Origin of the sequence: Candidatus Thiodictyon syntrophicum (assembly GCF_002813775.1) — a bacterium.
Classification (GTDB): domain Bacteria; phylum Pseudomonadota; class Gammaproteobacteria; order Chromatiales; family Chromatiaceae; genus Thiodictyon; species Thiodictyon syntrophicum.
The window spans coordinates 3,720,471-3,746,230 of sequence record NZ_CP020370.1; the positions used below are offsets into that span (position 1 = coordinate 3,720,471).

At 68.1% G+C, this 25,760-nt stretch carries 26 protein-coding genes and 1 tRNA gene; 13 read left to right on the forward strand and 14 right to left on the reverse strand.

The genetic code is table 11. From position 1 onward, the window contains the following. Window position 1 precedes the first annotated feature (1 nt). The 5 genes from THSYN_RS15530 (at window position 2) to THSYN_RS37330 (ending at window position 8,093) form a co-directional block, all read left to right on the forward strand. Window positions 2-1,003: a hypothetical protein gene (locus tag THSYN_RS15530; protein WP_100919942.1), complete on the forward strand. Its 1,002-nt coding sequence runs from the start codon at window positions 2-4 to the stop codon at window positions 1,001-1,003. Window positions 1,004-1,260: 257 nt separating this feature from the next. Then, a complete protein-coding gene (locus tag THSYN_RS37325) occupies window positions 1,261-2,241 on the forward strand; it encodes an eCIS core domain-containing protein (RefSeq protein ID WP_418219942.1) in 981 nt (326 codons plus the stop codon). Between the two features lie 458 nt (window positions 2,242-2,699). Then, window positions 2,700-3,692 carry a hypothetical protein gene (locus tag THSYN_RS15540; protein ID WP_100919944.1) on the forward strand — a complete coding sequence of 331 codons (993 nt, stop codon included), beginning with the start codon at window positions 2,700-2,702 and terminating at the stop codon, window positions 3,690-3,692. Window positions 3,693-3,921: 229 nt separating this feature from the next. Continuing rightward, window positions 3,922-7,476, forward strand: a complete 3,555-nt coding sequence (locus THSYN_RS15545; RefSeq protein WP_100919945.1) for an SUMF1/EgtB/PvdO family nonheme iron enzyme — start codon at window positions 3,922-3,924, stop codon at window positions 7,474-7,476. Window positions 7,477-7,604: 128 nt separating this feature from the next. Then, complete coding sequence (locus THSYN_RS37330; RefSeq protein WP_100919946.1) at window positions 7,605-8,093, forward strand: helix-turn-helix domain-containing protein; 489 nt, start codon at window positions 7,605-7,607, stop codon at window positions 8,091-8,093. 509 nt (window positions 8,094-8,602) lie between these two features. Here the strand turns inward: THSYN_RS37330 and THSYN_RS34940 are convergent. After that, window positions 8,603-9,145, reverse strand: coding sequence for an SUMF1/EgtB/PvdO family nonheme iron enzyme (locus THSYN_RS34940; RefSeq protein ID WP_236848577.1), 543 nt, complete (start codon window positions 9,143-9,145; stop codon window positions 8,603-8,605). A gap of 33 nt (window positions 9,146-9,178) precedes the next feature. Here THSYN_RS34940 and THSYN_RS15560 point away from each other — a divergent pair, with 33 nt between their 5' ends. Next, a complete protein-coding gene (locus THSYN_RS15560; RefSeq protein WP_216644822.1) occupies window positions 9,179-9,634 on the forward strand; it encodes a hypothetical protein in 456 nt (151 codons plus the stop codon). A gap of 572 nt (window positions 9,635-10,206) precedes the next feature. On the opposite strand, the gene THSYN_RS15565 is transcribed toward THSYN_RS15560, so the two are convergent. The 4 genes from THSYN_RS15565 to THSYN_RS15580 all read right to left on the reverse strand — a co-directional run bounded on the left by THSYN_RS15565 (window position 10,207) and on the right by THSYN_RS15580 (window position 13,513). Further along, window positions 10,207-10,746, reverse strand: coding sequence for a hypothetical protein (locus THSYN_RS15565; RefSeq protein WP_216644540.1), 540 nt, complete (start codon window positions 10,744-10,746; stop codon window positions 10,207-10,209). Further along, entirely contained in the window at window positions 10,731-11,252 is a 522-nt protein-coding gene (locus THSYN_RS15570; RefSeq protein WP_100919947.1) for a chlororespiratory reduction 6 domain-containing protein, read from the reverse strand. The genes THSYN_RS15565 and THSYN_RS15570 overlap by 16 nt, the downstream gene beginning before the upstream one ends. 225 nt (window positions 11,253-11,477) lie before the next feature. Further along, on the reverse strand, window positions 11,478-12,860 hold the full coding sequence (locus tag THSYN_RS15575; RefSeq protein WP_216644541.1) for a sigma 54-interacting transcriptional regulator: 1,383 nt from the start codon (window positions 12,858-12,860) through the stop codon (window positions 11,478-11,480). A 446-nt stretch (window positions 12,861-13,306) separates the two neighbouring features. Then, window positions 13,307-13,513 carry a hypothetical protein gene (locus tag THSYN_RS15580; protein ID WP_100919948.1) on the reverse strand — a complete coding sequence of 69 codons (207 nt, stop codon included), beginning with the start codon at window positions 13,511-13,513 and terminating at the stop codon, window positions 13,307-13,309. A 131-nt stretch (window positions 13,514-13,644) separates the two neighbouring features. On the opposite strand from THSYN_RS15580, the gene THSYN_RS33960 reads away from it, so the two are divergent. Then, window positions 13,645-13,821 (forward strand): CCDC90 family protein, encoded by a 177-nt coding sequence (locus THSYN_RS33960; protein WP_157817713.1) that lies wholly within the window; start codon window positions 13,645-13,647, stop codon window positions 13,819-13,821. Then, a complete protein-coding gene (locus THSYN_RS15585) occupies window positions 13,797-13,934 on the forward strand; it encodes a hypothetical protein (RefSeq protein WP_216644542.1) in 138 nt (45 codons plus the stop codon). Before THSYN_RS33960 ends, THSYN_RS15585 begins: the two co-directional genes overlap by 25 nt. On the opposite strand, the gene THSYN_RS15590 is transcribed toward THSYN_RS15585, so the two are convergent. From THSYN_RS15590 to THSYN_RS15600, 3 genes are all read right to left on the reverse strand, one after another. Continuing rightward, a complete protein-coding gene (locus THSYN_RS15590) occupies window positions 13,926-14,249 on the reverse strand; it encodes a CCDC90 family protein (RefSeq protein ID WP_100919949.1) in 324 nt (107 codons plus the stop codon). The genes THSYN_RS15585 and THSYN_RS15590 overlap by 9 nt on opposite strands. 124 nt (window positions 14,250-14,373) lie before the next feature. Beyond that, window positions 14,374-14,448 (reverse strand) — tRNA-Val (locus THSYN_RS15595). A 66-nt stretch (window positions 14,449-14,514) separates the two neighbouring features. Continuing rightward, window positions 14,515-14,670 (reverse strand): hypothetical protein, encoded by a 156-nt coding sequence (locus tag THSYN_RS15600; protein WP_157817714.1) that lies wholly within the window; start codon window positions 14,668-14,670, stop codon window positions 14,515-14,517. A gap of 116 nt (window positions 14,671-14,786) precedes the next feature. Between THSYN_RS15600 and THSYN_RS15605 the strand changes: the two genes are divergently transcribed. Genes THSYN_RS15605 through THSYN_RS15625 form a run of 5 tightly spaced genes read left to right on the forward strand, consistent with a single transcriptional unit; the run spans window position 14,787 to window position 18,250 of the window. Continuing rightward, on the forward strand, window positions 14,787-15,380 hold the full coding sequence (locus THSYN_RS15605) for a hypothetical protein (RefSeq protein WP_157817715.1): 594 nt from the start codon (window positions 14,787-14,789) through the stop codon (window positions 15,378-15,380). Then, a complete protein-coding gene (locus THSYN_RS15610; protein ID WP_100919952.1) occupies window positions 15,377-15,568 on the forward strand; it encodes a hypothetical protein in 192 nt (63 codons plus the stop codon). The genes THSYN_RS15605 and THSYN_RS15610 overlap by 4 nt, the downstream gene beginning before the upstream one ends. A gap of 60 nt (window positions 15,569-15,628) precedes the next feature. Next, window positions 15,629-16,915: an ISKra4 family transposase gene (locus THSYN_RS15615; protein WP_100917720.1), complete on the forward strand. Its 1,287-nt coding sequence runs from the start codon at window positions 15,629-15,631 to the stop codon at window positions 16,913-16,915. A 37-nt stretch (window positions 16,916-16,952) separates the two neighbouring features. After that, a complete protein-coding gene (locus THSYN_RS15620; protein WP_100919953.1) occupies window positions 16,953-17,828 on the forward strand; it encodes a metallopeptidase domain-containing protein in 876 nt (291 codons plus the stop codon). A 41-nt stretch (window positions 17,829-17,869) separates the two neighbouring features. Further along, complete coding sequence (locus tag THSYN_RS15625; RefSeq protein WP_157817716.1) at window positions 17,870-18,250, forward strand: hypothetical protein; 381 nt, start codon at window positions 17,870-17,872, stop codon at window positions 18,248-18,250. 242 nt (window positions 18,251-18,492) lie between these two features. Here the strand turns inward: THSYN_RS15625 and THSYN_RS15630 are convergent, their stop codons facing one another. From THSYN_RS15630 to THSYN_RS15655, 6 genes are all read right to left on the reverse strand, one after another. Continuing rightward, window positions 18,493-18,825: an SET domain-containing protein gene (locus THSYN_RS15630; RefSeq protein ID WP_100919955.1), complete on the reverse strand. Its 333-nt coding sequence runs from the start codon at window positions 18,823-18,825 to the stop codon at window positions 18,493-18,495. A 5-nt stretch (window positions 18,826-18,830) separates the two neighbouring features. Continuing rightward, the gene (locus tag THSYN_RS15635) at window positions 18,831-19,802 is read right to left on the reverse strand and encodes an SPFH domain-containing protein (RefSeq protein ID WP_100919956.1); all 972 of its coding nucleotides are present in this window, start codon (window positions 19,800-19,802) and stop codon (window positions 18,831-18,833) included. A gap of 12 nt (window positions 19,803-19,814) precedes the next feature. Further along, entirely contained in the window at window positions 19,815-20,846 is a 1,032-nt protein-coding gene (locus THSYN_RS15640) for an SPFH domain-containing protein (RefSeq protein ID WP_100919957.1), read from the reverse strand. Window positions 20,847-21,233: 387 nt separating this feature from the next. Beyond that, entirely contained in the window at window positions 21,234-22,922 is a 1,689-nt protein-coding gene (locus THSYN_RS15645) for an alpha-keto acid decarboxylase family protein (protein ID WP_100919958.1), read from the reverse strand. A 63-nt stretch (window positions 22,923-22,985) separates the two neighbouring features. Next, window positions 22,986-24,731 carry an amidohydrolase gene (locus THSYN_RS15650; protein ID WP_100919959.1) on the reverse strand — a complete coding sequence of 582 codons (1,746 nt, stop codon included), beginning with the start codon at window positions 24,729-24,731 and terminating at the stop codon, window positions 22,986-22,988. 116 nt (window positions 24,732-24,847) lie between these two features. After that, complete coding sequence (locus THSYN_RS15655; protein WP_100919960.1) at window positions 24,848-25,699, reverse strand: linear amide C-N hydrolase; 852 nt, start codon at window positions 25,697-25,699, stop codon at window positions 24,848-24,850. Between the last annotated feature and the right edge of the window lie 61 nt (window positions 25,700-25,760).

Consider the following 25,760-nt stretch of genomic DNA (forward strand, 5'->3'; position numbering starts at 1 on the left):
GATGAGCCCGAGCGACGAACTGGCCGACCTGTTTACGGCGCTGACCGGCGCGCCCCCCGGCGCCCGGACGCGGGCGGCGTTCGCCGACCTGTGCGTCCTTGCGGGGCGCGAGGACGAGGCCTTCCCGCCGTACCTCAGGGCCATGGTGCAGGCCTTGCGCGCCGGGCAGCCGCATGGCCCCCGCCCGGTGCCGGAGCGTGATCGCGGCTATTCCTGGCTGTTGCGGGAGCTTCAGCCCGCCCTGCCGGACAGCGAGTTCATCGCCGCGGGTCACCGTGAGTATCTGGTGCTGCACCGGATCGCGCTGGCGGGGGTGGTCGATCTGCGCGACCCCGAGACTTACGCGATCGTGCCCTGGCCCGAACCCTCCGAAGCGGCCACCCGCGTGCTTGGCACCTTCGACCCCACCGACGAGCAGATTCGCCGATGGGCCTATGCACCGGACCTGCGGCTCACCGATCAGGACGAGCACGCCGCGCTCAGCCAGCCGCGCCTGCTGCCCTTGCTGATCACGCTGGCCGCCGACCCGCGGTGCCCCAAGCGGGACTATCTGATCGCCATTGTCGACGAGTACGTCAGCGCGGCGCAGCGCGGACGCTACGATCGACAACTCCTGGAACAGGTCCGCGCCCAGGCCGCCGCCGCGGGCCCGGCGGATCTGCGCGCCTGGGCCAATGATCTTGCGTATCTGCTCGATTATCTGGACGGCCAGGGTCCGGTCTGCCTGGCCGCCGCCCGCGAGATCGCGCGACTCACCATGTCAGGCCGCTACCGCCCGGGCATCGCGTTGCTTGAAGGCCAGGTCGGCGATTGGTGGGCCTTCACGGCCGCGTTCACGGCCGACGGTTGGGAGATCGACCACCTTTATATCTATCCGGCAACCGGCGCCCTGCGATGGTCCGGCAAACGTCAATCTGCCAACGAGCTTGCTGCCTACACGCATCCCGTCAGCCGCGACGACGCGCTGCGCGGCGAGACGCCGGATAGAGGGCCTGCACAATGATCGCTCCGGCTCGCAAAGAGACAACCAGCGTCAAGACGGGAGGCACCCGCGCCCCGGTCGCCGCGCCGCGCCCTGCCGTTGGTGTTGGCGTCCGGTCCAGGTCGGCCGTGCTCCCGACCCGGAATCCCCAGTGGGAGCGGTTGGCGCTGCGCCCGGCGACGACTGGGGTACCCGCGATTCAGGCGCGCCTCGCGGTGGGGCGCACCGACGACCCCCTGGAGCGGGAGGCGGACGCGGCCGCGCAGCGGCTGCTGCGGATGCCGGACCCGGCAACGCCGGTCGCCGCCCCGGCGCCCTCCCCGCCCATTGTGCGCCGGGTCTGCGACGACTGCGCCCGGGAGGACGAGACGGTGCGGCGCCGGACCCCGGACGGCGACGCGCCAGGGGTCGACTCACGGGAGGCCCCGCCGGGCGTCCACGCCGTCCTGAACGCGCCCGGACAGCCCTTGGACCGCGGGGCCCGGGCCTTCTTCGAGTCCCGGCTCGACCGCGACCTGGGCGAGGTGCGCATCCACACGGACGGTGCGGCCGGTCGGTCGGCCCTGGCGGTCGGCGCCCAGGCCTATGCCGTCGGGCGGCATATCGCCTTCGCCCCCGGCCGCTATGCCCCGAACACCCAGGCCGGCCGGTACCTCCTGGGCCATGAACTGCCCCACACCATCCAGCAGGGGACCAACCCCCGGACCCTGCGCCGCGCCCCGCCGCCGACACCAGCGACCCAGCCGGCGACGGTCCCGACCCCGGGGCCGACGGACTGTCGGTGCGCGCAGTGTGGAGGTCCTGGTCGGCGCCGCGGCACCGAGCACGGTGAACTGTGCGGCCACCAATGGGCTGGGCGCCCTGGTCAACCCGCCCACCCAGCCCTGCCCGACGATGGACCCGGCCACCGAGACCGCCTTCCAGGATGGGCTCACGGTCGCCAAGGACGCCATGGCCCGTATCGAGACGGCCGTCACCGGCACGCCGAACGCCACCGATGCCCCCGTCATCGACCGCTTTTTCGGCAACCATTCGGCCGCGACCCTGACCACCCTGCGCACCAACATCGGCAACCTCAAGGCCCATGTCGACGGCCTCGCGGCCGTGACCCAGTGCGGGGGCCAGTGCGACGTCGGCGGCTGTGCAGAAGGTCCCATCGCCTACAACTCGGGGGTTGGTCTGGCCGCCCCCATGACCCTGTGCGTCCCGGTCTTCCGCGGGCTGCACCTCAACGACCGCGCCCGCAACCTGATCCATGAGAGCGCCCACGGCACCTCCCCCCTGGGCGGTGCCGCCGGGACCGGGACCCGCGACCTGGCCTACCGCCATGAGCGCATGCTCTTTCACCTGTCGACCGCGGACCGCCTGCGTAACTCCGACAACTATGCCCTCTTCGCCCTGTTCCTGCGGGAGGTCCAGACCAGCGGCAATGCGGCGGCGGTGCCCGCCGGTATCTCCACGCCGGCCACCGATACCCTCACCGGCTTCTCCGCCACCGAGCGACCCGTCCTGGAGTTGGCCCTGGCCAAGCTGGAAAAGCGGCTCACCTGGGCCAACGACTGGGTCGGGCAGCTCTATGGCGAGGCCCAGGGGGTACGCAGCGGCACCACCACTTGGGCCGCCTCCTGGGCCGAGGACCTGATGAAGGTGGCCGCCAAGGGCTTCCCGCTGACCGCTCCGCCCGCGGCGCCGACCCTGACCGACCAGGCCAAAACCCATGAGTACCCTGGCACCGCTCGCCATGCACGCCGTCCTGGCGTCCGCGACCCCCTGGCTGGTCCCGGCCGGGGTCATTCCACTCCCCGCGGCCGTGGAGAGTGCCGCGTTCACGGTGGCGGACCCAGAGGATCTGCGCGTGTTCATCAATCGGCCGGGGACGGGGCGCACCCTCCAGTTGCGTATCGGGTCCGACCGGTTGCCGCGGGAGTTGCCGAGCCTGCCGCTGGTGGCCGCGGGGGCGACGACCTGCGGGCCCCTGGTGCTGGTGACCGGCGCCGACCCCGCCGGCGCCCCGTTGGCGGTGGCGCTGGATGCGCAGGGGGCCATCGCCTGGCAAACCCCCATCAGCGGTCCGCCGCCCAGCCGCTGGCCGTTGCCGGGCTGCCTGGACGGGCCCATGGCGCTCTGGCAGACGCGGCCCGGCACGCTGGAGGTCGCCGACCTGGGACCCGCGGGCCTGACCGGACAACGGTCCTTCCCGGTCGGCGGACCGCCCCTGGAGCTGGCCGTCGGGGGGGGCGCCGCCTGGGCGCTCTGGACCGCTTCCGGGGCCCCGCACGGGCTCGCCGTGCGGGGTGCCCAGGCGGCGCCCTTCGCCCTGCCGGTCGGCCGCGCCGATTCAGTGGCGATCGGGGCCTGGACCGGGGGGGCGGCGGTGGCCTGGGTCCTGGGGTCCACCGCCGCCCTGGCACCGCTGGACCCGGCGACCGGCCGGGTGGGGGCGGTCGAGGAGACCGACCTGGGCGATACGGCCGGGGGCACCCTCGCGCTGGTACCCGGTCCGCGACCCCTGCTGTGGGCCCAGCGGCGGCGGGGGGACGAGGGCGAGGCGGTATCCTGGACCTCCCGCCTGAGCGGCCCGGCGGGCAGGACCATCACCATCGACGGCCTGGTGTACGACATCACCTGGTGGGAGGACCTCCTGGCGGTGCTGGGGACCAGCGAGCTGTGGCTGCTCCGAGCGGCCGGGGGCGGCGGCAGCAGTCCCTAGTACCACATCATCGCCCTGTTCAAGGAGAACGAGCAGTTTCGCCAGACCCGTGGCCTGATCGAACGCGTCGCACAACACGAATCAAACCAAGTAAACGTCAAGCCTGACGGGGCTGTCACGCCGAGAGCGCAAAGGTGTGATCACGGTCAGGTCCATGCAATGCCGAAACTACCGGCATCTTTCGCCCTGGTGTACCCTGACCATCCCGCGTTTGCCGGGACCGCACCGGATGCCAAGCCCTGACACCGACCGCCCCATCCGCCTGTTGCACCTGTCGGATATCCACTTCCGTGCCGGTCAGGCGTGGGACTCAGACCCCGTCTTGCGCGCCTTGGTGCGGTTCATCGGCGAGGAAGTCCAAGGCGGGCTCAGTCCTGACTTGGTGGTCATCACCGGTGACCTAGCCTTCGCCGGCAAGGCCGATGAGTACCAACTCGCGCGTACCTGGCTGTTGGATCGGCTGTGGCCCGCCCTGTCGCCGGCCGCACCCCGAGCACTGCCGCGGGACGCGTTGCTGTTGGTACCCGGCAACCATGACGTGGACCGCGGCGAGGTCGATGATGTGGCCAGCATGGTTCAGGAGGGTCTACTGACCAAGGCTGATCAGAACCGAATCGCCGCCGTCCTCAGCCACCCTGGCCAGCGCGCGGCCCTGACCAAGCGCCACGTCCCCTTTCTGGCCTTCTATGGGGACTGGCTCGGCGAGGCACCGCCCCTACCCTGGTGGCAGCGTAGCATCTCGATTAACGGCCAGCGACTACACATCGCCGGGCTCGATTCCGCTTGGATAGCTTGCGGCGATCATGACCGCGGTAACCTCCTGCTCGGTAGCTACCAGCTCAGTCAGACGGTGCTTCACCCGGACGCCGACGGCGCCGACTGGCGCCTCGCCCTGCTGCACCACCCCTGGGACTACCTGGCGGAGTTCGACTGCGCCGAGGCGCGCCAGAGCATCCACCTGCACCGGGACCTGGTCCTGCGCGGCCACCTGCACGCGGGTGAGGCCGCCTTCATCCGGCCCCCGGACCCGGCCCGCGCCTGCCTGGAACTGGCCGCCGGCTGCGTCTACGACGGTAGCCGCCATCCCAACGCCTTCCAGTGGATCGAGTTGTGGCCCGACCCCAAGCGGGTGCGGGTGCAGTTGCGCGCCTGGGTCAAGGGCGCCTGGCAGATCGATCGGAACCAACCGGGCTGTGAAGATGGCGGGGCGGAGTTTCTCCTCGCCCCGCCCGATTCCGGGACCGCAGCGGGTGCAGCGCTGCCGCCCCCCGTCGATCCCCGCAAGTACCTGGCCGACCTCTGGACCGAGACCGCCCACCTCGCTATCCGCGGGCTGGTCACGGGCGGCGCCAAAGCCCACCGCTTTCCCATCGCCGACCTCTACATTGAACTCCAGGCAACCGGCGCGGCAACCGGGCCAGACCGCGAGCGCCAAGACCCACACCTTAGCGCCCGTGCCGACCACCCCCTGCGCGCCGCCCTGGTCAACCCGCGGCTCGTCATCGTCGGCGACCCCGGCTGCGGCAAGACCACCTTCCTGCGTTGGGTCGCCCACTGCCTGGCCGCCGACCGGCTCGGCCGCGACCCGGGCGCCGCCGCCCAGCGCCTGGGCCTGGCACCCGGTCCGACCGGGGTTCGCCTGCCGCTCTTGGTCCCCATCGTCGACTGGCTCGACTTCATGGAGCGGGCCAAGGCCCGGCACCAGGGACCGCCGCTGGCCGAGTGCGCCGACTGGCTCCCGGAGTACCTGGGTTCCCGCGCCGAACACGCCAACCAGGGTCTGACGGCGGACGCCTTCCGCCGCCTGCTGACCGACGGTGAGGCCCTGATCCTACTCGACGGACTCGACGAGGCCCCCGACCGACTCCAGCGCCAACAGGCGGCGACCCTGATCGAGCACCTGGCCCTGGCCTACCCGGACTGCCCCCTGGTCGTCACCAGCCGCCCCGCCGCCCTCCAAGACACCCCCGTCCTGACCGGCTTCGCCCAGACCACGATCGAGGCCTTGGACCCCGGCGCCATCGACGGCTTCCTCGGGCGCTGGAGCCGCGCCCTCTTCGCGGACCATCCAGAACGCGCCCAGGCCCATCACGCTGAGCTGACCGCGGCGCTCGCCTCCCGCCCCGAGATCCGCCGCCTCGCCCGCAACACCGTCATGCTGACCGCGCTCGCCGTGGTGCACTGGAACGACAAGCGCCTGCCCGAGCAGCGCGCCGAGCTCTATGAATCCATCATCCGGTGGCTGAGCGAGGCCCGCGAGCGGCGCCCCGGGCGGGAAAAGCCGCAGCGCTGCCGCCAACTCCTGGCGGACCTGGCGCTCGCCATGCAGACCGAGGCCCGGGGCCGCCAGGTCCAGGTCAGCCGCCACTGGGCGGCCGAGCGCCTCGCCCACCGCTTCGGTCTGGCCGACGACGCCGAGGCCCGCGAGCGCGCCGACGCCTTCCTGGCGGAGGAGGAGATCGACAGTGGCCTCATCGTGCGCCGCGGCCACCAGCTCAAATTCTGGCACCTGACCTTTCAGGAATACCTGGCCGCCCAGGCCCTGGGCGGGCGCGGGGATGCCGAGCGGACCACGCTGCTCCTGAGCCCCGGCGTTACCGAGGTCCCCGCGCTCTATCGGCCGGAGTGGCGGGAGACGGTCCTGCTGCTGGGCGGCGTGCTCTGGTTGCAGGGTCAGGACCGGGTCGACGACCTGGTCGCCGCCGTCCTCCAGTCCTTGGGCGAGACCCCCACCCGGGCCGAACAGGCGCGCGCTGCTGGGCTCCTGGGCGCCCTGGTGCGGGATCTGGCCCCCTTCAGCTACCGCCCGGCGGACCCACGCTACGGCCAGTGCCTGAATGCCGCAGTGGCCGTCTTCGACCCGGCACAGGCCGGCGCCATCCCGCTCGCCGATCGCATCGCCGCCGCCGACGCGCTCGCCCAGGCGGGCGACCCGCGACTGGGCTGGACCCAACCCGGGCGCTGGGTGGCACTGCCCGGCGGGCGCTTCGCGATGGGTGCGCAGAGGCAGGACCAGGCGGTGCCGGGCTACGACCCCGAGGCCGACGACCACGAGGCCCCGGTTCACAGCGTGACCCTCGCCGACTTCCGGATCAGCCGCTTCCCGGTCACCGTTGCCGAGTTTGCCGGGTTTCTGGACGACGAGGACAGCGCCGACCCCCGCTGGTGGCAGGCCGGCGGGGCGGACCAGCCCCCGGAGCCGAACGACTGGGAGTCCCAGCAGGCCTACCCCAGCCGGCCAGTCGTCAATCTTTCCTGGTATCAGGCCATGGCCTTCTGCGCCTGGCTGACCGGTAAGCTGGCCCGGCCCCAAGGCGCCGAGGGCACCCTCTGGTTGCCCCCGGGCCTCGCGGTGCGGCTGCCGACCGAGGCGGAGTGGGAATACGCCGCCCGCGGCGAGTCCGGTCGACGCTATCCCTGGGGCGACGCGCCGCCCGACGCACAGCGCGCCAATTACGGCGAAACCAAGGTCGGGCACGAGACCCCGGTCGGCATCTTCCCCGGCGATTGCACCCCGGACGGCGTGCTGGACCTGGCCGGCAATGTCCTGGAGTGGTGCCTTGATGTCTACCGTAAGGAGTTCTATGCCGAGTGTCAGGGCCAAGGCACGGCGGTCGACCCCTGCGCCACTGGCGACGGCGGGTCGTCGCGCGTGCTGCGCGGCGGTGCTTTCGACGTCAGGGCCGGGGTCCTGCGCTCCTCGTTCCGGAACTGGTTCGAGTCCTGGGGCCGGGTCCAGGGCGTCGGGTTCCGCTGCGTCCTGGCCGCGCCCCGCCAGCCTTGACCCATGAATCCATTGACCCTTTCTTCACACGGACCGCGCAGCGGTCCGTTCGCGATTGACAATGCAATGACACTTTGTCAGTGTAAGTGTCACTGTCAATCACACTGACACGGCCTGTCAGTCCTGCCATGCAACTCACCCTCGAACAAGCCGCGGAACGTCTGGGCAAGTCCGTCCGCCAGGTACGCTACCTGATCCAGAGCGGTGTCCTGCCCGCCGCCAAGACCGGCGGGCGCTGGCTGATCGCCGCCGCGGCCTTCTCGTTCCCACGCGCAAGCAGCACTGCCGTCAAGTCAAGCCTCACTTCCAGTCCGGCCTGGGGGCGCCGCACCCCAGTGCGGCCCGGCCTATCCGCAACACGCAACGCCGCGGTCGCTTGCGAGGTCGCGCCGCACTGGGGTGCGGCGCCCCCAGTGCCGGCTCCCGCCTCAGCGTGTGCGCTGTCGCGAGTGCATCTGCCTCGTGAACGGCTCCAGCGATGTCACGCAGGTGTCGGGCGCTTCGCGCCCCGCAGCCCGCGGGCGCAGTTGGATCCAAGGCTTCAGCCTTGGCCTGCCGATCCAAGGCTGAAGCCTTGGACTCCAACTGGCCGGTGCCTCGGCTGGCCGGAACCATGAACACGGCCGCTGCGACGATCGGAGGCCTTCGGTGAACGCCGGATGACCTTGTACCCGTGCAAAAAACCGGAGGTCGAGGCTTCAGCCGGATGCGGCGCCACGTCCCCCTGACGGCCATGAGGGGTTAGCCGTCGCCCCGGACATGGAAGCCCGCGGAGGGCGGAACTCCGCAGGAGGTTCCGCCGATGTCGCTTGGCGCGCAGCCTGTTGGCGTTTCGCGGCATCTGGGGCGCCTTGGGCGGCTGACCGTAGGGTCCGCTGTGCGGACCGCCGCCCGCAGCGCCGCAGCGCCACGGCGGATTCCGCGGCTCGGGTTGGTCGCGCGGGTCCCCGGTCCGCACAGCGGACCCTACGCCGGGTGCACAGCGGCGGGAGGCGTTGTCAGTGTCATTCACACTGACAGTGACAGTGACACTGACAGTGACACTGACAAAATGTCAGTCAGTGTCAAACGCAAACGGACCGCTCCGCGGTCCGTTGGAAGAAGAAAGGGTCGAAGGATCGAAGGGTCAAGGCTGGCGGGACGCGGCCAGGACGCAGCGGAACCCGACGCCCGGGTCCCGGTCCCCGGGCCCGACCCCGCCCCGGACCGAGGAGCGCAGGAACCCGGCCCCGCCGCCGAAAGCACCGCCGCGCAGGAACCGCGGCGACCCGACCGCCCCCTGGTCCTCAGAATGGACGTCGTCGCACCACTCCCAACAGTTGCCGGCCAGGTCCTCCAGCCCAAGCTGCGCCTGCGCCGGGTGCAGAACGGTCTGGTTGACCTGGTAGCGGCCAAGCAGCAGGTGCCCGCGGTCCGTGTCGCCGCAGGCCATCCAGGCGGAGTCGAGCCCGGCGACGTGCAGGCGTTGACCGCGGATCTCGATCGAGCGCTGCCACCAGGGGAGCTTCTGGGGCTTACCCAGCCAGTCGGCATAGAACTTGAGATAGGCGGCAAGGCGCTTGAGCAAGACCTTGCGTTGTGCCGGTGCGGCGAGGACCTTGGCCACCTGGTCCTGGTCGGCACCGCGTCCGATCTCGGCGGCGATGAAACGGGCCAGATCCCGTAACACCGGGTCCGCGTCCCACGCCGTGCCGGCACGGAAGTGGATATCCGAGAGTTTGATGCGGACCCTGATCCTGCAACGCATCTGTTCCAGCTCGGGACCCTGATCAACGTGGACCTGCCCTGGAACCCCTCCCGGCTGGAACAGCGCCTCGGCCGGATCAAGCGCTTCGGTCAGGCCCGGCGCAACGTCGACATGCTGAACCTCGTCTATGCCGAGACCCACGAGAAGGTCTACCGGGTCCTGTCCCGCCGGATGAAAGACAAGTTCGACATCTTCGGCGGACTCCCTGACACGATCGAAGATGACTGGATCGACAGCGTCGAGAAGCTCGAGGCCATGATGGACGAGTACATCCACCTGCGCCGCAAGGCCCGCGATGTCTTTGAACTGCGCTACCAGGCGACGATCGACCCGGACCGCGACCGCTGGGAGCTATGCTCAAGGGTCTTGGCACGACGCGATGTTGTCGAGCGGCTTTCGGTGCCGTGGTGATCCGCCTTCGGCTAACGGCGATGGCGCCCGCGCCACCCCGAAAGATGAAAGTTGCGGGCGCCATGGCCGTTCCCTCACCCGCCCTCTCCCAGAGGGAGAGGGGGAATTGGAGCGCGCTCCCGGCGCGACTTTCACGGTAAACCCGCCCACAAAAAAGGCGGCTCACGCCGCCTTGTTCAGTCCCACAGAGTCCATGGTCAGCCGCCGCCAAAGCCCCCCAGGGCGTAGGGCACGAGGGGCACCAGGCAGATGGCGACAGCCATCCAAAGGGCAGTGTTGGTCTTGGAGCGCAGGGTTGCATCACTCATGGCAGTAACCTCAAGTCAGATGTCTGGGCCGTATCTCTGGTTCGTGTAGCAAGCTGGACAAGGGATTAGTGGTCGCTCCGGGAGGATCAGGACCCCGAAGCCTTGTCGCCTGCCTACGGTTCAAACTATAGGTTGCGCCAGCGGAAAGCTGAAATCGTTATTTCCTACCGTAACGATCAGATATTGACGAGGCCGAACCGGATGCAGTAGCCCTTACAGATCTATCGCGGTGCCTGAGCGTGCTGCGGAACACCGGGCGCCGCCTCAGGTGCCCTGCCACCGCACCCAACGCCGCACCCTCAGCTTGACCGCCCGCCCGGTCCGCCACGCCCAGGACGCCCGCACCCGCGCGAACAACGCCTCCTTCCAGCCGTACCAGCGCCGGTAACCCGCGGCGAACCACGGCATCCGCATCAGCGCCGGCTGAGTCAGCGCGAACAGCCACGCCAGCACCGCGGTGCCGATCACCTTTGCCACCACGATCACCATCAGTCCGGCCAACGCCGCGCCCTGGGCGATCAGCCACAGCGCGAGCAGCTTGACCGGCACCAGCCCCAGGGTGGGCAGCAGCAACACGACCAGCGCGGCGGGCGGCGACAGCCGCGCGACCGCGGCCTCGATCCGGCGCATGATCGGGATGCGGCCCAACCAGATCAGCGCACGACGCAGCGGCTCCCAGCCCCATTCCTCGAACAGGATCAGCAGCGCCAGCAGCCCGACGGCCAGGTGACGGAGCCCGCGGCCGACGACGCGCAGCAGGTCGAGCGCGGCCTGAACGCCTGGGCTTCTCACTCGAACGAGCACTCGATCAACTGCGCGACCTCCTGCGAGACGCGCTGATGCATCGTCAGGGGTAGGTGGAGTCGCTCGTACATCTGGTTCATGTGGCGCGACAGGAGTTCAACCTGACGGACGATCTCGGCCGGGTCCTCGAACCGCCAGCCGATCATCCCGCCCTGGACCGCCTCGCGGTGGCCGCGGCACAGCAACCGCAGCACATGCCAGAAGGTGTCGCCGACCTTCTCCACGAAGTGAAACCAGTAGGGAAACTCGGCCGTCACGTCCAGGAAGTAGGCGCGGATCTCCGGGATCTCGGCGGTCTCGCGCGGGTCCTGGTCCCAGCCGTCGAAGAAGAAGGTCACCTTGCCCTCCCAGGCGACGGCCGCCTCTCGGGTGGCAGCCAGCGGCAGGAGCTTGTCTAGCAGGGGCCGGATGTCGTGCGTCACCACCGACTCGCGCATGATGGCGATGGCGAGGATCTCGTCCTTGGCCGGGGACAGGCGGGCGTGAGGGTACTTGGGCTTGGGCATGGCGTCGGTGGTCCACGGCTGTCGAGGTCTCGGATTATCCGCCAACCCATCCGCGGGTGCCTACCCGATGCTGAACCAGAATGAAAAATAAACTGACTATCGCGATCGGGCTTCTGGCGGCACTTGCGGCTTCAGCGGCGTTCGCCCTGAAAAAGCAGGTTCAGTACCAGTCTGGCCACCTTCTACCGGTATCTGCGCGCAGACGACCAGCGAGTGCGTGCCTGATCAGTCCGTTCGCGGTGGTGTCATAGCATATTTCTTCAGCAGCTTGCCCAGGGCCCGCCGCTCCTTGTCCGCCAGCCGTGCCGCCTGGGAGACGTTGCCCTTGGACTCTTGCATCAACCGGGTCAGGTAGGCGCGCTCGAAGGACTCTATGGCATGCGCCTTGGCGTCGGCAAAGTTCCCGGATCCCGGCCCGCCCGCCGCCTCGGGCAGCGCCGCGTCGGCCCCCGCGCTCGCCGCACCCGGCCTCAGGAACAGCCGGGGGCCGTCCGCCAGCAAGACCTCGCGATGGACCAGGTTCTCCAACTCCCGGACGTTTCCGGGCCACGGATAGTCGCGCAGCAGCGGCAGGCAGCGCGGCTCCAGGGATCGGCGGGGCAGCCCGTATTGGCGCGCGTAGAGGTCCGCGAAGTGCGCGGCGAGGACCTCGATGTCCGCCCCGCGGGTACGCAGCGGGGGGAGTGTGACCCGCAGGATATCCAGGCGAAAATACAGATCCGACCGGAATTCGCGCCGCTCGCCCAGTGCCCGCAGGTCCGCATTGCTGGCGGCGACCACCCGGGTATCGGCACGGCGCGCCTGGCGGGCCCCCAGCGGTCGGTATTCCCGATCCTGAAGAAAGCGCAGCAGCGCCGCCTGGGCCTTGGGCGAGAGTGCCTCCACCTCGTCCAGAAACAGGGTGCCGCCGGCGGCCTCGCCGATCGCCCCGAGCGCGCTGGACTTGGCGTCCGTATAGGCGCCCCGCTCGTGGCCGAACAGCTCGTTCTCGACCAGGTGATCGGGCAGTGCACCGCAGTTGACCGGGACGAAGGGACCGGCGGAACGGGCGCCCAGGTAGTGAACGGCGCGTGCCGCCAACTCCTTCCCGGTCCCGGTCTCGCCCACGATCAACACTGGGGCGTCGCAGCGCACCAGTCGGCGCAGGTCGGCCATCGCCGCAAGGAAGGCCGGGGCGCGACCGATCAGATTGAGTTCCTCCAGGGTGCGGGCCAGTTCCGGATCAGTCGCGAGCGGCGGGGCGGGCGCCGCCGGGGCACAGAGTCGGCCGAGCCGGAAACCCAACTCCGCGGGACCGCAGGGCCACTGGGCACAGTCCCCGCACTGGGCCAGCAGGTCCCGATCCCAACCCGAGTCCCCACCGACGACCAGGGCCAGGCTGGGCAGCGTCCGCGCGCAATCGATCGCGCTGAGCACCTGTTCGCGCCGGCTCCGCGGCCCGCCCAACAGAAAGACCACCGCCCGCGGCCAGCCGTCCATGACACCGGTGCAGACCTGGGCGGACGACAGGACCCGCGGCGTATAGCCGAGCCCGGTCAGGACTGAACCGAGCGCCGCATGGTGATCGGCAGCGTCGAAAGAAACCAGTGCTAAGGGCGCGACGTTCACGCGAGCCTCCCCGTGATCACAATTTGGACTGCCGCCCGGCCTGACCTCCGGGATCGGAGGGCCGGGCACCGCCGACGGTCAGGGGACCGCCGTGCCCTGGGGTACGTCCGCGCTCTCCAGCCTGGCGGGGCTGCGAGGCGCTGGTTTCGGGTCCGCGCCTTCTGCGGGCGGGTTCAAGGACGGCGATGGAGGCAGATCCTGCCTGGGGCACCTTGTTGTTGAGCGCCACGGTAGGGCAAAGATAGCAGAACCGGCGGCAACCGGTACCGGGTCAATTGGGAGGATGAGGGTAGGAAAACTCTGACGAACATGTGCGCGCGATCCGCGCCAAACAGGACCACCAGGGTGAGCGCCTGGACCGCATCGAGCTGCGCCCGCGCGTCATCGAGCAAACCGGCGTAGAAGCGGCCCCCTGGCCGCGACGGGTTGCCGCAAGGGCGCCTGGCCTACCGAAGGCGCTTGAGTCTGCGCAACTCGAGGATGCCCTCGGGCGTGATCTCGTAGCGCTCGTCACGCATCACCACATACAGGTTCCACACGAGGATACGCAGTGCCTCGCGCAGGGCGGCTGGCCAGGTGGCCGTCTCACTGACGGTGGTATCGCCGCCGTCGGTCAGCTTCTGCAGGATGACAGATTGATTGTGCTCCAACATTGAACACCTCGTTTCCTTCGTTTGTGGCTGGAACGGCTAGCTGTCGGCGGTTGCGACGCCATCGGCCCGGCGCTTGACCCGGTGCCACACCTGGGCTAGCGTTTCTCGGGAAACCACCAGGAGCGACGCCAATGACCGCCATCCCCTTCGATACCCTCAAGTATGCCGATCGCCTGGAAGCCGCGGGCGTGCCGCGCGCCCAAGCCAGGATTCAGGCCGAGGCCCTCTCGGAGGTGTTCGATCTGTCTGAACTGGTCACGCGCGACGACCCACGCGCGACTACATGGACCTGCGCCTGGAGGCGGTGAAGGCTGCCACCACCATCATTGTCGAGACGGCCAAGGCCGACACCATCAAGTGGGTGGCGGGGCTGCTGATCGCGCAGGCGGCCCTGATCGCGGCCCTGGTCAAGCTACTCTGAGAGCTGGAAGAACGACTTGATAATGATTGAGGCGACCCCCGCCAGCAACAGCCCGAGCATCCATTGCAGCAGGGTGAACTTGCCCGTCAGGTCGCTGCGCAGCAGGTCGATCTGCTCCTTGAGGCGCTGTTCGGTCTCCTGCAAGGCGTGCCGCAGGTCGGTGCCGTGGGCGGCGAGGTCGGTCCTGGTGACCGGGTCGGCCTCGACCTGGGCCGCCCGGAAGGCCTCGGCGATCGCCTCCGCCTGGTTCTCCGGCACACCGGACTCCTTGATGGTGCGGAGGAACTTGTGGGTGTCAAAGGCGATGGTGGTCATGGGGTGCTCCGCCTAGCTGCCCGGGAGACTGGACCCGGGCAGGCGCCGCGGTCAAGGCCAGTTTCACGCCCGCCGTAAACACAAAAAGAAGCCGCTCGTAAGCGGCTCTCAACAGTACGTTTTTTGGTGGGCGCGGGAGGGATCGAACCTCCTACCCTCCCCGTGTGAAGGGGATGCTCTACCGGTGAGCTACGCGCCCGTCGAGATGAGAGATAGTAGCCGCAGGGCCCTTGTCCGTCAAATCGGGGCGCACGGCGGGTGCGATCTACATAGCGACGGTAAGCCCGCCCCGGGGCGTCCGCAGCGGGCGCCGTGCGCCGTCGAGCTCCAGGATCACACGACACTGCGCCTCGGCCGACGGCCCGGCGCGGTGCAATTGCGTGATCACGATCACGATCGCGATCAGGATCAGGATTAGCATTGCGATTACGATCACGGCCGACTTGGCCGCACGCCGGGGGCGTCCGCCCCCCTGGCGCCTTGCCATGCGCGGGGCAGCGGGGGTGCGCAAGCTGCTTAACTGCAATCGGAGTCACAATGAAAACTGGACTGAGGCTGTTGCTGAGCCGTCGCGGCAGGTCGGCGGTGGTCCTGGGGTTCCTCGCCGTCATCGGTCTTGGGACCTGTGTCACGCCGGCGTCGGCGGCGCCCGCGAGTCGTCGGCCGGCCATCGCCGAACAGCCGGACGGCCGCCAGTTCGTCATCAGGGGCCAAGGTGACGAATGGAACAACTGGATCGAGACCGAGGCCGGTTACACCATCGCCCGGGATGCGCAGGGCGTCTGGCAGTACGTCACCGGCTTCGAGCGGTCGCTCGTTGCGGACGGCCTCGGTGCCGAGCCGTTCCCGGTCGAGCGGCCGGTGCTGAGCGGCGTCGCTGCGACCGCGCCCCCGCCGTCCGGAATCCTGCCGCACCTGCATGCGACAACCACGCGACCGGTCTCGCCAGCCGGCAGCCTGGGCGCCACCACGGCAGTACCCGGCGCACTCCCGGTTGCCGCCGATGCCGTCGCCACCCGCAAGCTGCTGTTCATTCTCGCCGAGTTCAGCGATCGGAAGGGGACCACCGCACAGACGGCCTGGGCCTCAGTAAGAGCAGATATCACCGTCTGGTGGCCAGGGCGGCGATGATCGAGGCCACTCCCTATATCGACTGGGCGCAGTACGACTATGACAACGACGGTTCGGTGACCGCCGACGAACTGGCGGTGTTGGTGGTCGTTGCCGGCTTTGAAGCCGCGGTAACCGGTGCGCCGGAGCCGTCGATCTATGCCAACGTGGGGGATATCCTGAGCGAGGATGGGGGGGTGCGGCCTTGACATGATGTGCCTTTGAGGAGTATTTCGTAACCTTCTGTGACTAGACGAGAAGGTGCAGTCGTGGCGAAGGTAGTCAGGATCTCGGGTGACGAGGTGACGGTCGAGGTAACGGTGCGGCTCAGCGGTAGCCTGCTGGACATGGAAGGAGCCATCCAGGAGGCCACCAACGCGGTGGGGCGCTGCGCCACCGAGGAGGCGCTGCAGCGTTTCGACACCGACGGCAGTGCGATCCGTGTCGGCGCGATCAAGCTGACCGCGCGCGGGCGCGATCCGAAGGAGTACCAGACGCCTTACGGGCCGGTCGAGGTCGAGCGTTATGTCTACCAAAGCTCGCGCGGCGGGCGGATCTACTGTCCGCTCGAGCACCAGGCGCGGATCGTGCGCGGGGCGACCCCCCGATTCGCCAGTCAACTCAGCCACAAGTATGCGCAGCTCAACGTGCGCGCGGTGCAGACTGACCTTGAGCAGAACCACGGTCGGACGATCGCTACCTCGTATATTCAAAATGTTGCGGAGTGGGTAGGCACCATCGCCACGGCCAAAGAGGAGGACTGGGAGTACGCGATGCCGGCGCTTGAGACGCCCATCGCGACCGTCGTGGTCAGCCTCGACGGCGCCATGATCCCCATGGCCGACAGTGCGGGCTGGCGCGAAGCCATGGTCGGAACCCTCTCGCTTTACGACGGCGAGGGCGAGCGCCAGCACACCATCTACCTCGCTGCGGCACCCGAGTACGGCAAGCAGGAGTTCCGGCAACGCATGGAGCGCGAGATCCAACGCGTCAAGCGGCACCTCCCCGAGGCACTGTACCTGGGCATCGCCGACGGGGCGGCAAGCAACTGGCGGTTCCTCGAGCAACACACCGACCGCCAGTTGATCGATTTTTTCCATGCAACGGAATACGTGGGCAAAATCGCCCAAGCGACCCATCCGCAGCGCCACGCCGAGGGCCCGCGCGCGCAGTGGCAGAGCGCGCACTGCACGACGCTCAAGCACGACCCCGCCGCCCTTGACCTGCTCATCGGCGAGGCCGCGCGCCTGTCGCAGCGGCACACCCTCTCGCAGACGCTGCGCGACGACGTTCTCAGCGCTTGGACCTACTTCACCAACCATCGCCATCAAATGGACTACCCGGGCTTCGTCGCCGCGGGACTGCCGATCGGATCGGGCGTCACCGAGGCCGCCTGCAAGACCTTGGTCAAGCAACGGCTATGTGCCTCCGGGATGCGCTGGAAGAACAAAGGGGCCAAGATTGTGCTCAGCCTACGCGCACTGACGCAGACCACCGGACGATGGGCACAGTTCTGGCAGAAGATCGACCAGTTTGGGGCTGAGTGCTACGGTTAGGCACATTATTCGGAGGCCGCACCCGGATGGGGGGGAGTTGCTGCTGAAGGGCAAGCGACTCGGCGTCGGGGCGGCACGGACCGGACTGGTGCTGGGGCCCATGCAGGCCACCGGTGGTTATGGAATGTTCGGCGAGCAAGGTCAGGAGAAAACTACACCCTACCAACTTCCTATCGGGACCCCGCTCCACGAGTTGGGGCATTCGGTGTTCGCCCTGCCCGATCTCTATGAAGTCAATGCGTCCACCACCTGTCCGGACGACTATCCCAATCGCGGTATCGGGGCCTGGAGCCTGATGGCCGCGGGGTCCGATGGTTACCGGGTGACGCCCGAAGAGTACCCCGGGACCACCCCGGTGCCATTGGATGCCTGGTCCAAACTGATGCTCGGCTGGGTCAATCCGATTGTATCGCGCGAGCGGGCCGAGCTGACGGCCGGGGGTGATGCGGGGGCGACGGCCGACAACACGGTCTACAAGGTCGTGGTGAACGACACTGGAACCGAATATTTCCTGATCGAGAACCGGCAGAACTCCGGCTTCGACCAGGGGCTACAGTGGCCGCTCGGCGCTGATTTCGCCGGTGGCATCCTCGTCTATCATATCGACGACAGCATCGATTGCGCCGAAAACAAATGCAATACGAGGGCCGTGGGCCGCCATCCGCGTGTCCATCTGGAGACGGGCGGCCGGGCCTGCATCTCGAAGGAGACCGGCTGGGCGCTGGGCAGTGATGCCTACCGTAAAGGTTCCAAGGGGTCTGCGGTTACCGTCTTTCTGAACGCCACCAGCACCCCGAGCAACAGTCGCCGCTGGCTTTTAAAGACCCAGGATAAGGGATTGTCGAGCGGTGTCACGATCAAGGATATCAGCGCCGCGGGACCGGTCATGCGGGTGCGGGTGATCAAACCGTGACCAAGCGGTGGTGAGTGTCGGGTGCAACCAGGGGGCGGAAGGTGCCGGGTGATGCCGGTCCGTCCCGCGGGGAGCCCGGTCGGCAGGTAACCCTTTACTCCTCCTCACATGATGTCGTCAATAACGACGAGGAGAGTTCGGGTGACAGTGCCTATATGGAGGTCTTCGGGCCCGGCGGCCTGTTGGCGACTATCGACAGCACGGAGATTGGGTTTCCCGGTTTTCAGACCTTATCCTACCGCCTCGCGACTCCCGGGATCAGTTCTATCAGGGTGTCGAGCGAGGAGACTGGGGACTACGGTCTCGATCGGTTGCAATACGAGGTCCCGCTGCCGACGACCCTGACCCTGCTCGTGCCTGGCCTGGTGGGCCTCGGTCTGCGGGGGCGCCGGGCGGCGCGAGGCCGGGCCGCGCCTTGCTGAGCGACTTTCCTGCTCGCTGAAGCCTGCTGGGCCACATCAGTACCGCTCGCACCCCCGCGCGGCCGGGTGCGATCCGGACTGATGGGGTCACGCGAATGCCGCAGGATGGGCGAAGCCCGCGCGCGATGATTCGCACCTGTCGTGGCGTCGCTCGGGCGTGCCTATCCGGGCCGCGTCGGGGTCTCGGGGATGGGCACGCTGCGCTTTGCCCATCCTACAATCGACGATCAAGCCGACCCACATCAGTCAGGCGGCCCGCCGTAGTCGATGCTGAGTTCCTCCCCGACCGCGATCGGGCGGCGGGCGTAGAGGTCGAAGCCGTCGAATTCGGCATTGGGGTCCGCGCTATGGTTGAGCCAGCGCAGCAGATTGTCCCCGCGGCGGGCGCAGAGCACCCCGCCCGCGGCATCGTAGACCCACAGGACATGGGGCCCGTCGGCCGTGACCGCCGGCCCCTCGAAGGTGCCGATGCGCTCCCCGGTCGCGAAGGGGACCCGCGCGAAGCAGCCGCTGCCGTGGATCGGCGAGCGGTCCTTGCGGACCCGCGCCGCGAGCGGCAAGGGTCGCACCGGCACCGCGCTCAGCCGGCGTAGGGTCCGAGCCGCGACAGGTCGGCCGCCGCCTTCAGGGCGGCCGCCGCGGGGTGGGCGGGCGTCGATCCCTGGCCGCCGCCGCCGAGCTGCAGCAGCACCGGGCAATCGCGCGGCAGCACGTCCACCTCCGCCCCGGAGGCGATCAGTTGCTCGTTCTCCAGGATGTCGAGCACGGCGTTCAGGACCTCCGGGTCCTGCCGGGCGATGGCGTTGAGGGCCTCGCCCACCACCGCGGGACGGGCGGCGGCCGCCTCGGCCATCCGCTGCGAGACCTTGAAGGCGGTCTGGCTGCGGATCAGGCCGACCCGGTTCTCGCCGTCCTGCTTCATCGCGCTGGTGACCTGGACCAGACGCTTGACGACCTTCTCGGTGATGTTGTCCACCATCTGCCGGTCCGTGAAGGCGACCTTGCGGATGTAGACCGACCCGAGCTGGTAGCCCCACTTCTCCGACAGGGGCGAGACGGTGGCCCGCACCTCGCGGCTCAACTGGTGGCGGTCCTCCAGCATCTTGTCCATCTCCAGGTTGCTGAGGGTCGAGATGGTGGAACTGGCGACATTGGCCTGGAGCGAACCGTCCGGGTTGGCGTTGCGGAACAGAAAGGCCTCGGGGTTACTCACCCGCATCTCGTACCAGATGCCCACCCCCATGGGCGTGCCCTCCTCCGAGTTGACCATCTGGTCGCGCAGATAGTATTGACGCAGCGCCGTGTCCACCAGATAGCGCTTGCCGAAGAAGGGCGTCAAGAGCGCCGGGAACCCGAAGTGCAGGAGCGGAAAGCGCAGCCCGGCCTCGTCCAGGACCCCCAGGACCCGGCCGAACAGGGTGTAGACCTGGGCCTCACGCTCCTTGACGATGGTGTAGAGCCCGAGTCGGCTGGTGGCCGCGAGCACCAGCGGGATGAAGATCAGGCCCATGATGAGGGCGATGACGGGGGCGATGGCTTCGTCGATGGGCATGGCGGGTCTCCTTCAGGTCCGGTTGGGCGTCGGGTTGCCGGTGGTCTGCACGATGCGCCGGGCGCGCCTGAGCAGCGGGATGCGCATGTTGCGCACATAGGCGGCGAGCGCCGCGCTGCCCCCCTCCCCCTTGATGCCGACCAGGGTCTGCGCCAGTTCCTTGAGCGGCGCCACCTCCGCCTGCGCGGTATTGGTGGCGATGTCGACCGCCCGCTTGCTCATGGTGATCTGCTGTTCGGCATCGGCGCGTGCCGTGCTGATGTCCGCGGCGACCTGGTTGCGGGTGCTGTTGATGGCGGACAGGGCCCGGTCCACCTCCAGCGGCGGGTCGATCTGGGTGATCAGGGCCGCCTCCAACTCGATCCCGTAGCGGCTGCCGGTGGTCAGGCACTGCTGCTCCATGAACGCGTTCAACAGCGGCAGGTTCTTGCGCAGGTCATTGATGGAGACCCCCTCCGAGAGGTCCGGTCCGGCGCCGTCGCCCAGGGCCTCGGAGGCCGGCGCGGCCGCCGTCTGGGCGTCGGCCGGAGCCAGCGTAAGCAGCCCCTGGCCCTTGGGGTCCGAAAAGTTGGCGATGCGCTCGCGCAGCACCGAGATGAAATAGCCCATGACGTGCTGGAGCGGGTCCGCGACCCCGAAGACGAAGGGGTAGAGGTTGTCCTCCGCCACCCGAAAGCGGACCTGGCCGTTGACCCCGGTGGTCAGATTGTCCTTGGTCACGGCCTCGATCGTGTCCTGGCGCTTGGTCGGGTCCCAGGTCAGGTCGAGCGCCTGGGTGGCCACATCGACCTTGTGGACATCCTGCCAGGGCCACTTGAAGTAGGGTCCGCCGGGGCCGATGACGTGCAGGCGCGGGAAGCGGTAGCGCGCCCGCTCCTCCTCGGTCATGCGCGGGTCCTCCACCCGCTGGTCGCCGAAGCGCTGGGCGCGCCCGAAGGAGGTCAGCACCGCCCGTTCATTGGGCTTGACGGTGTAAAAGGCGCGGATCACGACCCGATAGATCGAATAGAGGGCAAGGCCGGACAGGAAGGCGGTGAGCAACATGGGGCACTCCGATCGCGTTGGTGCAGCGCCCGGGCGGGACTCGAGGCCCCGCGCCCGGGCTGCCGGGGGTGGCACGCTAACCATAGCACCAAGACGGCCATCCGGGGGGGTTCCGGTCGATTTTGGGAACGCGGCTGGCCGAAATCCGGCCGGCGCCCGAACACCCCTGGGCCACCGCAGGGCGACGCTTTAGCGGGCCGTCATCCCGCTGAAGCCGCGCCCCCGGTCGTCCGCGGCGCCGACCGCCGCGTGCCTGACCTTGCGGTAACAGGGCAGCCGCCTGGCCCCAACAGCATCCTCGGGCGGTGGTGCCAGCGCCGTGTGGCGGCGGCTTGCAGCCGCGCTGCGGCACCGCGCTAACCTGCGACGGCAGGAAGGTCTCATGGCCTAGGCCACCGCCGACACACTGCCCGGTGTCGCGGTCTTGTAGACCCGATCCTGGAGCGCGGGCGGCAAGGGTTCGCTCTCCAGCCGCGGAATCATGACCTCGATATAGGCGGCATCGGCGTGCGACTGGGCGTCGGCGATGGCCCGCTCGAGTTCGGCGACCGTGGCGGCCTTGACCGTCAACCAGTGATCGCAGCCCATGGCCGACGGGACCTGATGATAATTCCAGGCCGCCAGGTCGTCATAGGTATGACCACGCGCATTGAGCACGTCCTCAGCCCCGTAGATGCCGTTATTCAGGACGAAGATGATGGGCGCGATGCCGTAGCGGCCCATGACGCCGAGCTCGTTGGCCGTCAATTGATGGGCGCCGTCACCCGTCACGAGGATGGTCCGGCCGCCGTGCCTGGCCATGCACACCCCCATGGCGGCGGGGGTGGCCCAGCCGATGGAGCCCCACAGGGTTTGCGATTCGTATCCGACCCCATCCGGCAATAGCATCCCCGCGGCGTGCATCATGCAGGTGCCGGTTTCGATGACCAGACAATCCCCGCCGCGCAGCATCCGCTGCAGGCGTGGATAGAAGGATGCGGAGGACAGCATCTCGTCGCCGCTCCCAAGCAGCGGCAGGGGTGCGAGCGCGGTTGCCGGCGACGGGGGACTGAATTGGGGTGTCACCGGCGTCAGACCGGTCAGCATATCGCGCAACATGACATTGGCGAAAATGGTTTCACCCATCCTGACGAAACGATCGCCCAGCGTCAGCAGCCGCCGCGGGTCGATCCCCTGGGACCACAGGGAGGTGTTGAAATCTTCGAACAAGACGCCGCCGATATCCAGAATCAGATCGGCCTCTTCGACGATTTGCTGCACCCCGACGGGACTCGATCCCTGACCGCTGTAGCAACCGCGATAATTGGGGTGGGCCTCGCTGACCACCGCTTTGTCCATCGGTGTGACGGCAAACGCCATCCCGGACCTGTCCAGGAACGCCAGCAACGGCTCCACCAGGCCGTAACGCGCCACCAGCTGGCTCGACAGGGCCACCGGATGCTGCGCCGCTCGCAGCTGTTCGAGGACAAACGCGAGGGCAGCCGCGAGTTCTTGTTCGCTGCTCGCACTTCTCTTGATGCTGGATAAATGAACTCCGGTGACCGGGGACCCGACGATCGGCATCTTGGCCAGATCCATGGGCACCGTGATATAGGCGGGGGCGCTCAACCGGAAGGCCTCGCGAATGACCCGTTCCAGTTCGTCGACCACATTGTCCGGGGTCAGCTCAGCGCTTACGCAGGCCGCCGCGGCCGACAAGGCCTGAAAATTGCCGAAGACACCGTCACCCAGGGTGTGGTGAGTGGATAGACGCTGCCGTTGAATGCGGGTGCTGGGCCCCCCGACGAGGTGGAAAACCGGCAGGCGCTGCGCCTTCGCTCCCATCACCCCATTGAGGGCGCTCAATTCTCCCACGCCATAGGTGGTCGACAGGATGGCGGCGCCCTTGATCCGCGCATAGCCGTCCGCGGCATAGGCGGCGTTCAGCTCGTTGGCACAGAGGATCCACGCCAGACGCTCGCTCGCGTCGATGGCGTCATCGCAGGGGAAGGCGTAATCACCGGGGACCCCAAAGACGCGGTCGATACCCAGGTCGGCGAGACGGGCGAGGACATAGTCGGCAACGGTAGGCGGCATGTTCTTGGTCCTTTTGATTCAGAGAGTAGCATTTCACGTTCCTAAGTACCGGCAACGCGGGGCTCAGGCAACGTAGGTCGGCTTGCCGCCCATCCAGGTCTGCGCCACGGCGATGTGGATGATCTCCATCGGCGCGACCTGGGTGGGGTCCTGATCCAGGATCACGAAATCGGCGCACTTGCCCGGTTCGATCGAGCCCACGATGTCGTCCATATGACATTGCCAGGCCGCGTCCAGGGTCACGGCCCGGATCGCCTCCAGCGGGGTAATCGCCTCGGCCGGGTTCAATTGCTTGTCGGTGCCGCGCAGATTGCGCGTGACGGCGTTGTGGATGTAGCGGATGGGCTCCAGCGGCTCGCAGTTGTAATCGCTGTGCAGGGAAATGCGCAAGCCCTTGGCCAGGGCCGAGCGGCAGGGATCGATCAGGTTGGCGCGCCCCTCGCCGAAGATCGTGTCACAAAACACGCTGCCATAAAAATAGACATGGCCGATCAGGAAGCTGGGCGACACCCCGAGTTTCTTCATGCGCTCGAGTTGCTCCTGGTGGCAGGCCGAGGAGTGCTCCACGCGGTGACGCAGGTGGTGCTTGGGATGCTTCTCTGCGGCTAATTCGAAGGCAGTGAGCGCCATGTCGATCGCGGCATCCCCGTTGACATGAACGCCGACCTGCCACCCGGCGTCTTGCGCCCTCCGGACGACCGCGTTCAGTGCCTCCTGGCTGTAATTGGGCGTACCCTTACCCCAGGCCGCGATCAGATAGGGTTCGCGCTGATAGCCCGAACCACCCTGGTTGCTGCCGTCGACCCAGGCCTTGACGCCGTTGATGCGCAGCAATTCGCCGGTGTTGCCGGGCTTCAGGCCCAATTCCTGCCAAGTGTCCATTGCCGTGGACGCGAGGTAGGCGGCGACGCGGACCGGCGGCTGGTTTGCAACCGCAGCCTGCAAGACCGCCAGATCCCCCTTGGGGTCAATCATGCCGATGCCGCAATCGTGCACCGCGGTGCAGCCCTTTGATGCCGCCATGGCAAACAGCTTGCCGACGTTGGTCACATATTGCTCGTCGCTGATATGCGGCGCCTTAAGGGCGAACGGGACGATGGCCGGCGGTTCCTGGATCTCGCCCGTCAGATTGTCGGCGGCGTCGCGGACATAGCGTCCATGAGGCGGGTCCGCGGTGTCCTTGGTGACCCCGGCCGCGGCGAAGGCCGCGGAGTTCGCATGGGCCACATGCGCATTGGCCTCCAAAATAAACAAGGGAATGGTCGGCGACAGCGCGTCCAGTGCCTGGATCGACAAATCCAATCGACCAGGGGTGATGGTGGGATCCAAGAGCTGACCCAGCACCCAATCGCCCGGCTGCGCCGCGACGACCGCCATGATGAGCTTTGCCTTCACCTCGTCCATCGACTGGTTGACGAAGGGGCCGAGATCCAGCCAACTGTCGAAAAAGGCCGCGGTGAAATGCATGTGCGGCTCGACAAAGCCCGGGAGCATCGTCTTGCCCGCCAGATCGACGACCTTGGTGTCCGGTCCTCGGTGCCGCTCCAGGTCCTTGAGCGTACCGAGCGCCAGGATCCGGCCGCTGTGCACGGCCACCGCCTCGACCCGCGGGTGCTGGTCATCCATCGTGATGATGGTGCCGTTGGTGAACAGGGTGTCGGCGGGCCCGCTGGCTTGCTCGGCCCCCCTGACTGAATCCGGCAGCAGGGCAATGGCGGCAAGGGCGCCGCCCAGTTTAAGGAACTCACGGCGCGATGCCGCGCCGCGTTCCAGGAACGGCACCAGGCCGGGTTGGCAAGCGATACACATGAAGCGATCCTCCTGAATGGAAGTCGATGGTTGGCGGGACCGGCCCTGGTCGGCAGCACCGCGTCCCCGGAAGCAGTCGGGCGCAATTGCGGATATTCCCCATCCCGCCCGGATGCCTATTGCGTCGCCGTCGGCGTCACGTCCTTGACCTCCATCACCGTCGGCATCGCAACGTGCTGGATCGCCTTGCCGTCGAAGTCGACGCGCTTTAGTTCCACCTTGCGGAGGTCGAGATTACCGTAGGTTCGGAAATAGCTGATCCGGTTCTTGAGATCATGGACCGTCGCCCACTGGGTCTGCTCATAAGCCAGCGTCGGCGCACCGCCGGTCTTTGACGGCACCTTCTCGGCTACCGCGCCAATGGGGATGTCGACCGCGTTCAGGATATGAAACGCAAGATTGACCCCCTCGCTGGCCGTCGCCACGGGGACCGCCGAGTAGGCGAGCGCGACGGCTTTCAGGAACCGGCTGGGCGGGGTGTAATCGCCGGGCAGCCCGAGCAGGCCCGTGCCTTGACCGAGCGGCGGGACTTCCACTGTCCCAAGTTTGAGCCCATCGACGTTGATATTCGTCAGGTTGATATGCGCGCGCAGATTCGTCAGGTGCCAGTCGAACGGTGGGGCATTGGTCATGACGCCGATCGGATTGTCATGGACGCTCAGCTTGCCGCCGACGTACTCGACCACGATCGCGCCCCCCTGCGCATCGGCGATGGCCCAGTGCAGGGCCTGCGGGCCGAGCGGCGGCAGGGTGAGATCGTAGACCACGATGCGGGAGAGCGCCGCGCGCACCTCCTCCACCGTAGCGAACTGGCTGAGCGCCCAGTTCGAGAAGTCCAGGTTCGAAACCGCGTGCTTCCCGTCGGCCGGAAACGGCTGGTACCCCGCGAATCCGGGGAAGTAGAGCGTGCCCACCGACAGCCCCGCCTCACTCATCCCATCGGTCGAGAGGTCCTCGACTTTGGCCATTTTAGGCGCATCCGCTCATCGTGCCAGCCGCGACCGGCAATCGCGGGGCCAGGGTCCGCAC

Coding starts and splice junctions, on each gene's coding strand:
- THSYN_RS15530 (WP_100919942.1), top strand. CDS start 2: ATGAGCCCGAGCGACGAACTGGCCGACCTGTTTACGGCGCTGACCGGC.
- THSYN_RS37325 (WP_418219942.1), top strand. CDS start 1,261: ATGCCGGACCCGGCAACGCCGGTCGCCGCCCCGGCGCCCTCCCCGCCC.
- THSYN_RS15540 (WP_100919944.1), top strand. CDS start 2,700: ATGAGTACCCTGGCACCGCTCGCCATGCACGCCGTCCTGGCGTCCGCG.
- THSYN_RS15545 (WP_100919945.1), top strand. CDS start 3,922: ATGCCAAGCCCTGACACCGACCGCCCCATCCGCCTGTTGCACCTGTCG.
- THSYN_RS37330 (WP_100919946.1), top strand. CDS start 7,605: ATGCAACTCACCCTCGAACAAGCCGCGGAACGTCTGGGCAAGTCCGTC.
- THSYN_RS15570 (WP_100919947.1), bottom strand. CDS start 11,252: ATGCCCAAGCCCAAGTACCCTCACGCCCGCCTGTCCCCGGCCAAGGAC.
- THSYN_RS15580 (WP_100919948.1), bottom strand. CDS start 13,513: ATGTTGGAGCACAATCAATCTGTCATCCTGCAGAAGCTGACCGACGGC.
- THSYN_RS33960 (WP_157817713.1), top strand. CDS start 13,645: ATGACCGCCATCCCCTTCGATACCCTCAAGTATGCCGATCGCCTGGAA.
- THSYN_RS15585 (WP_216644542.1), top strand. CDS start 13,797: ATGGACCTGCGCCTGGAGGCGGTGAAGGCTGCCACCACCATCATTGTC.
- THSYN_RS15590 (WP_100919949.1), bottom strand. CDS start 14,249: ATGACCACCATCGCCTTTGACACCCACAAGTTCCTCCGCACCATCAAG.
- THSYN_RS15600 (WP_157817714.1), bottom strand. CDS start 14,670: ATGCTAATCCTGATCCTGATCGCGATCGTGATCGTGATCACGCAATTG.
- THSYN_RS15605 (WP_157817715.1), top strand. CDS start 14,787: ATGAAAACTGGACTGAGGCTGTTGCTGAGCCGTCGCGGCAGGTCGGCG.
- THSYN_RS15610 (WP_100919952.1), top strand. CDS start 15,377: ATGATCGAGGCCACTCCCTATATCGACTGGGCGCAGTACGACTATGAC.
- THSYN_RS15635 (WP_100919956.1), bottom strand. CDS start 19,802: ATGCCCATCGACGAAGCCATCGCCCCCGTCATCGCCCTCATCATGGGC.
- THSYN_RS15640 (WP_100919957.1), bottom strand. CDS start 20,846: ATGTTGCTCACCGCCTTCCTGTCCGGCCTTGCCCTCTATTCGATCTAT.
- THSYN_RS15645 (WP_100919958.1), bottom strand. CDS start 22,922: ATGCCGCCTACCGTTGCCGACTATGTCCTCGCCCGTCTCGCCGACCTG.
- THSYN_RS15650 (WP_100919959.1), bottom strand. CDS start 24,731: ATGTGTATCGCTTGCCAACCCGGCCTGGTGCCGTTCCTGGAACGCGGC.
- THSYN_RS15655 (WP_100919960.1), bottom strand. CDS start 25,699: ATGGCCAAAGTCGAGGACCTCTCGACCGATGGGATGAGTGAGGCGGGG.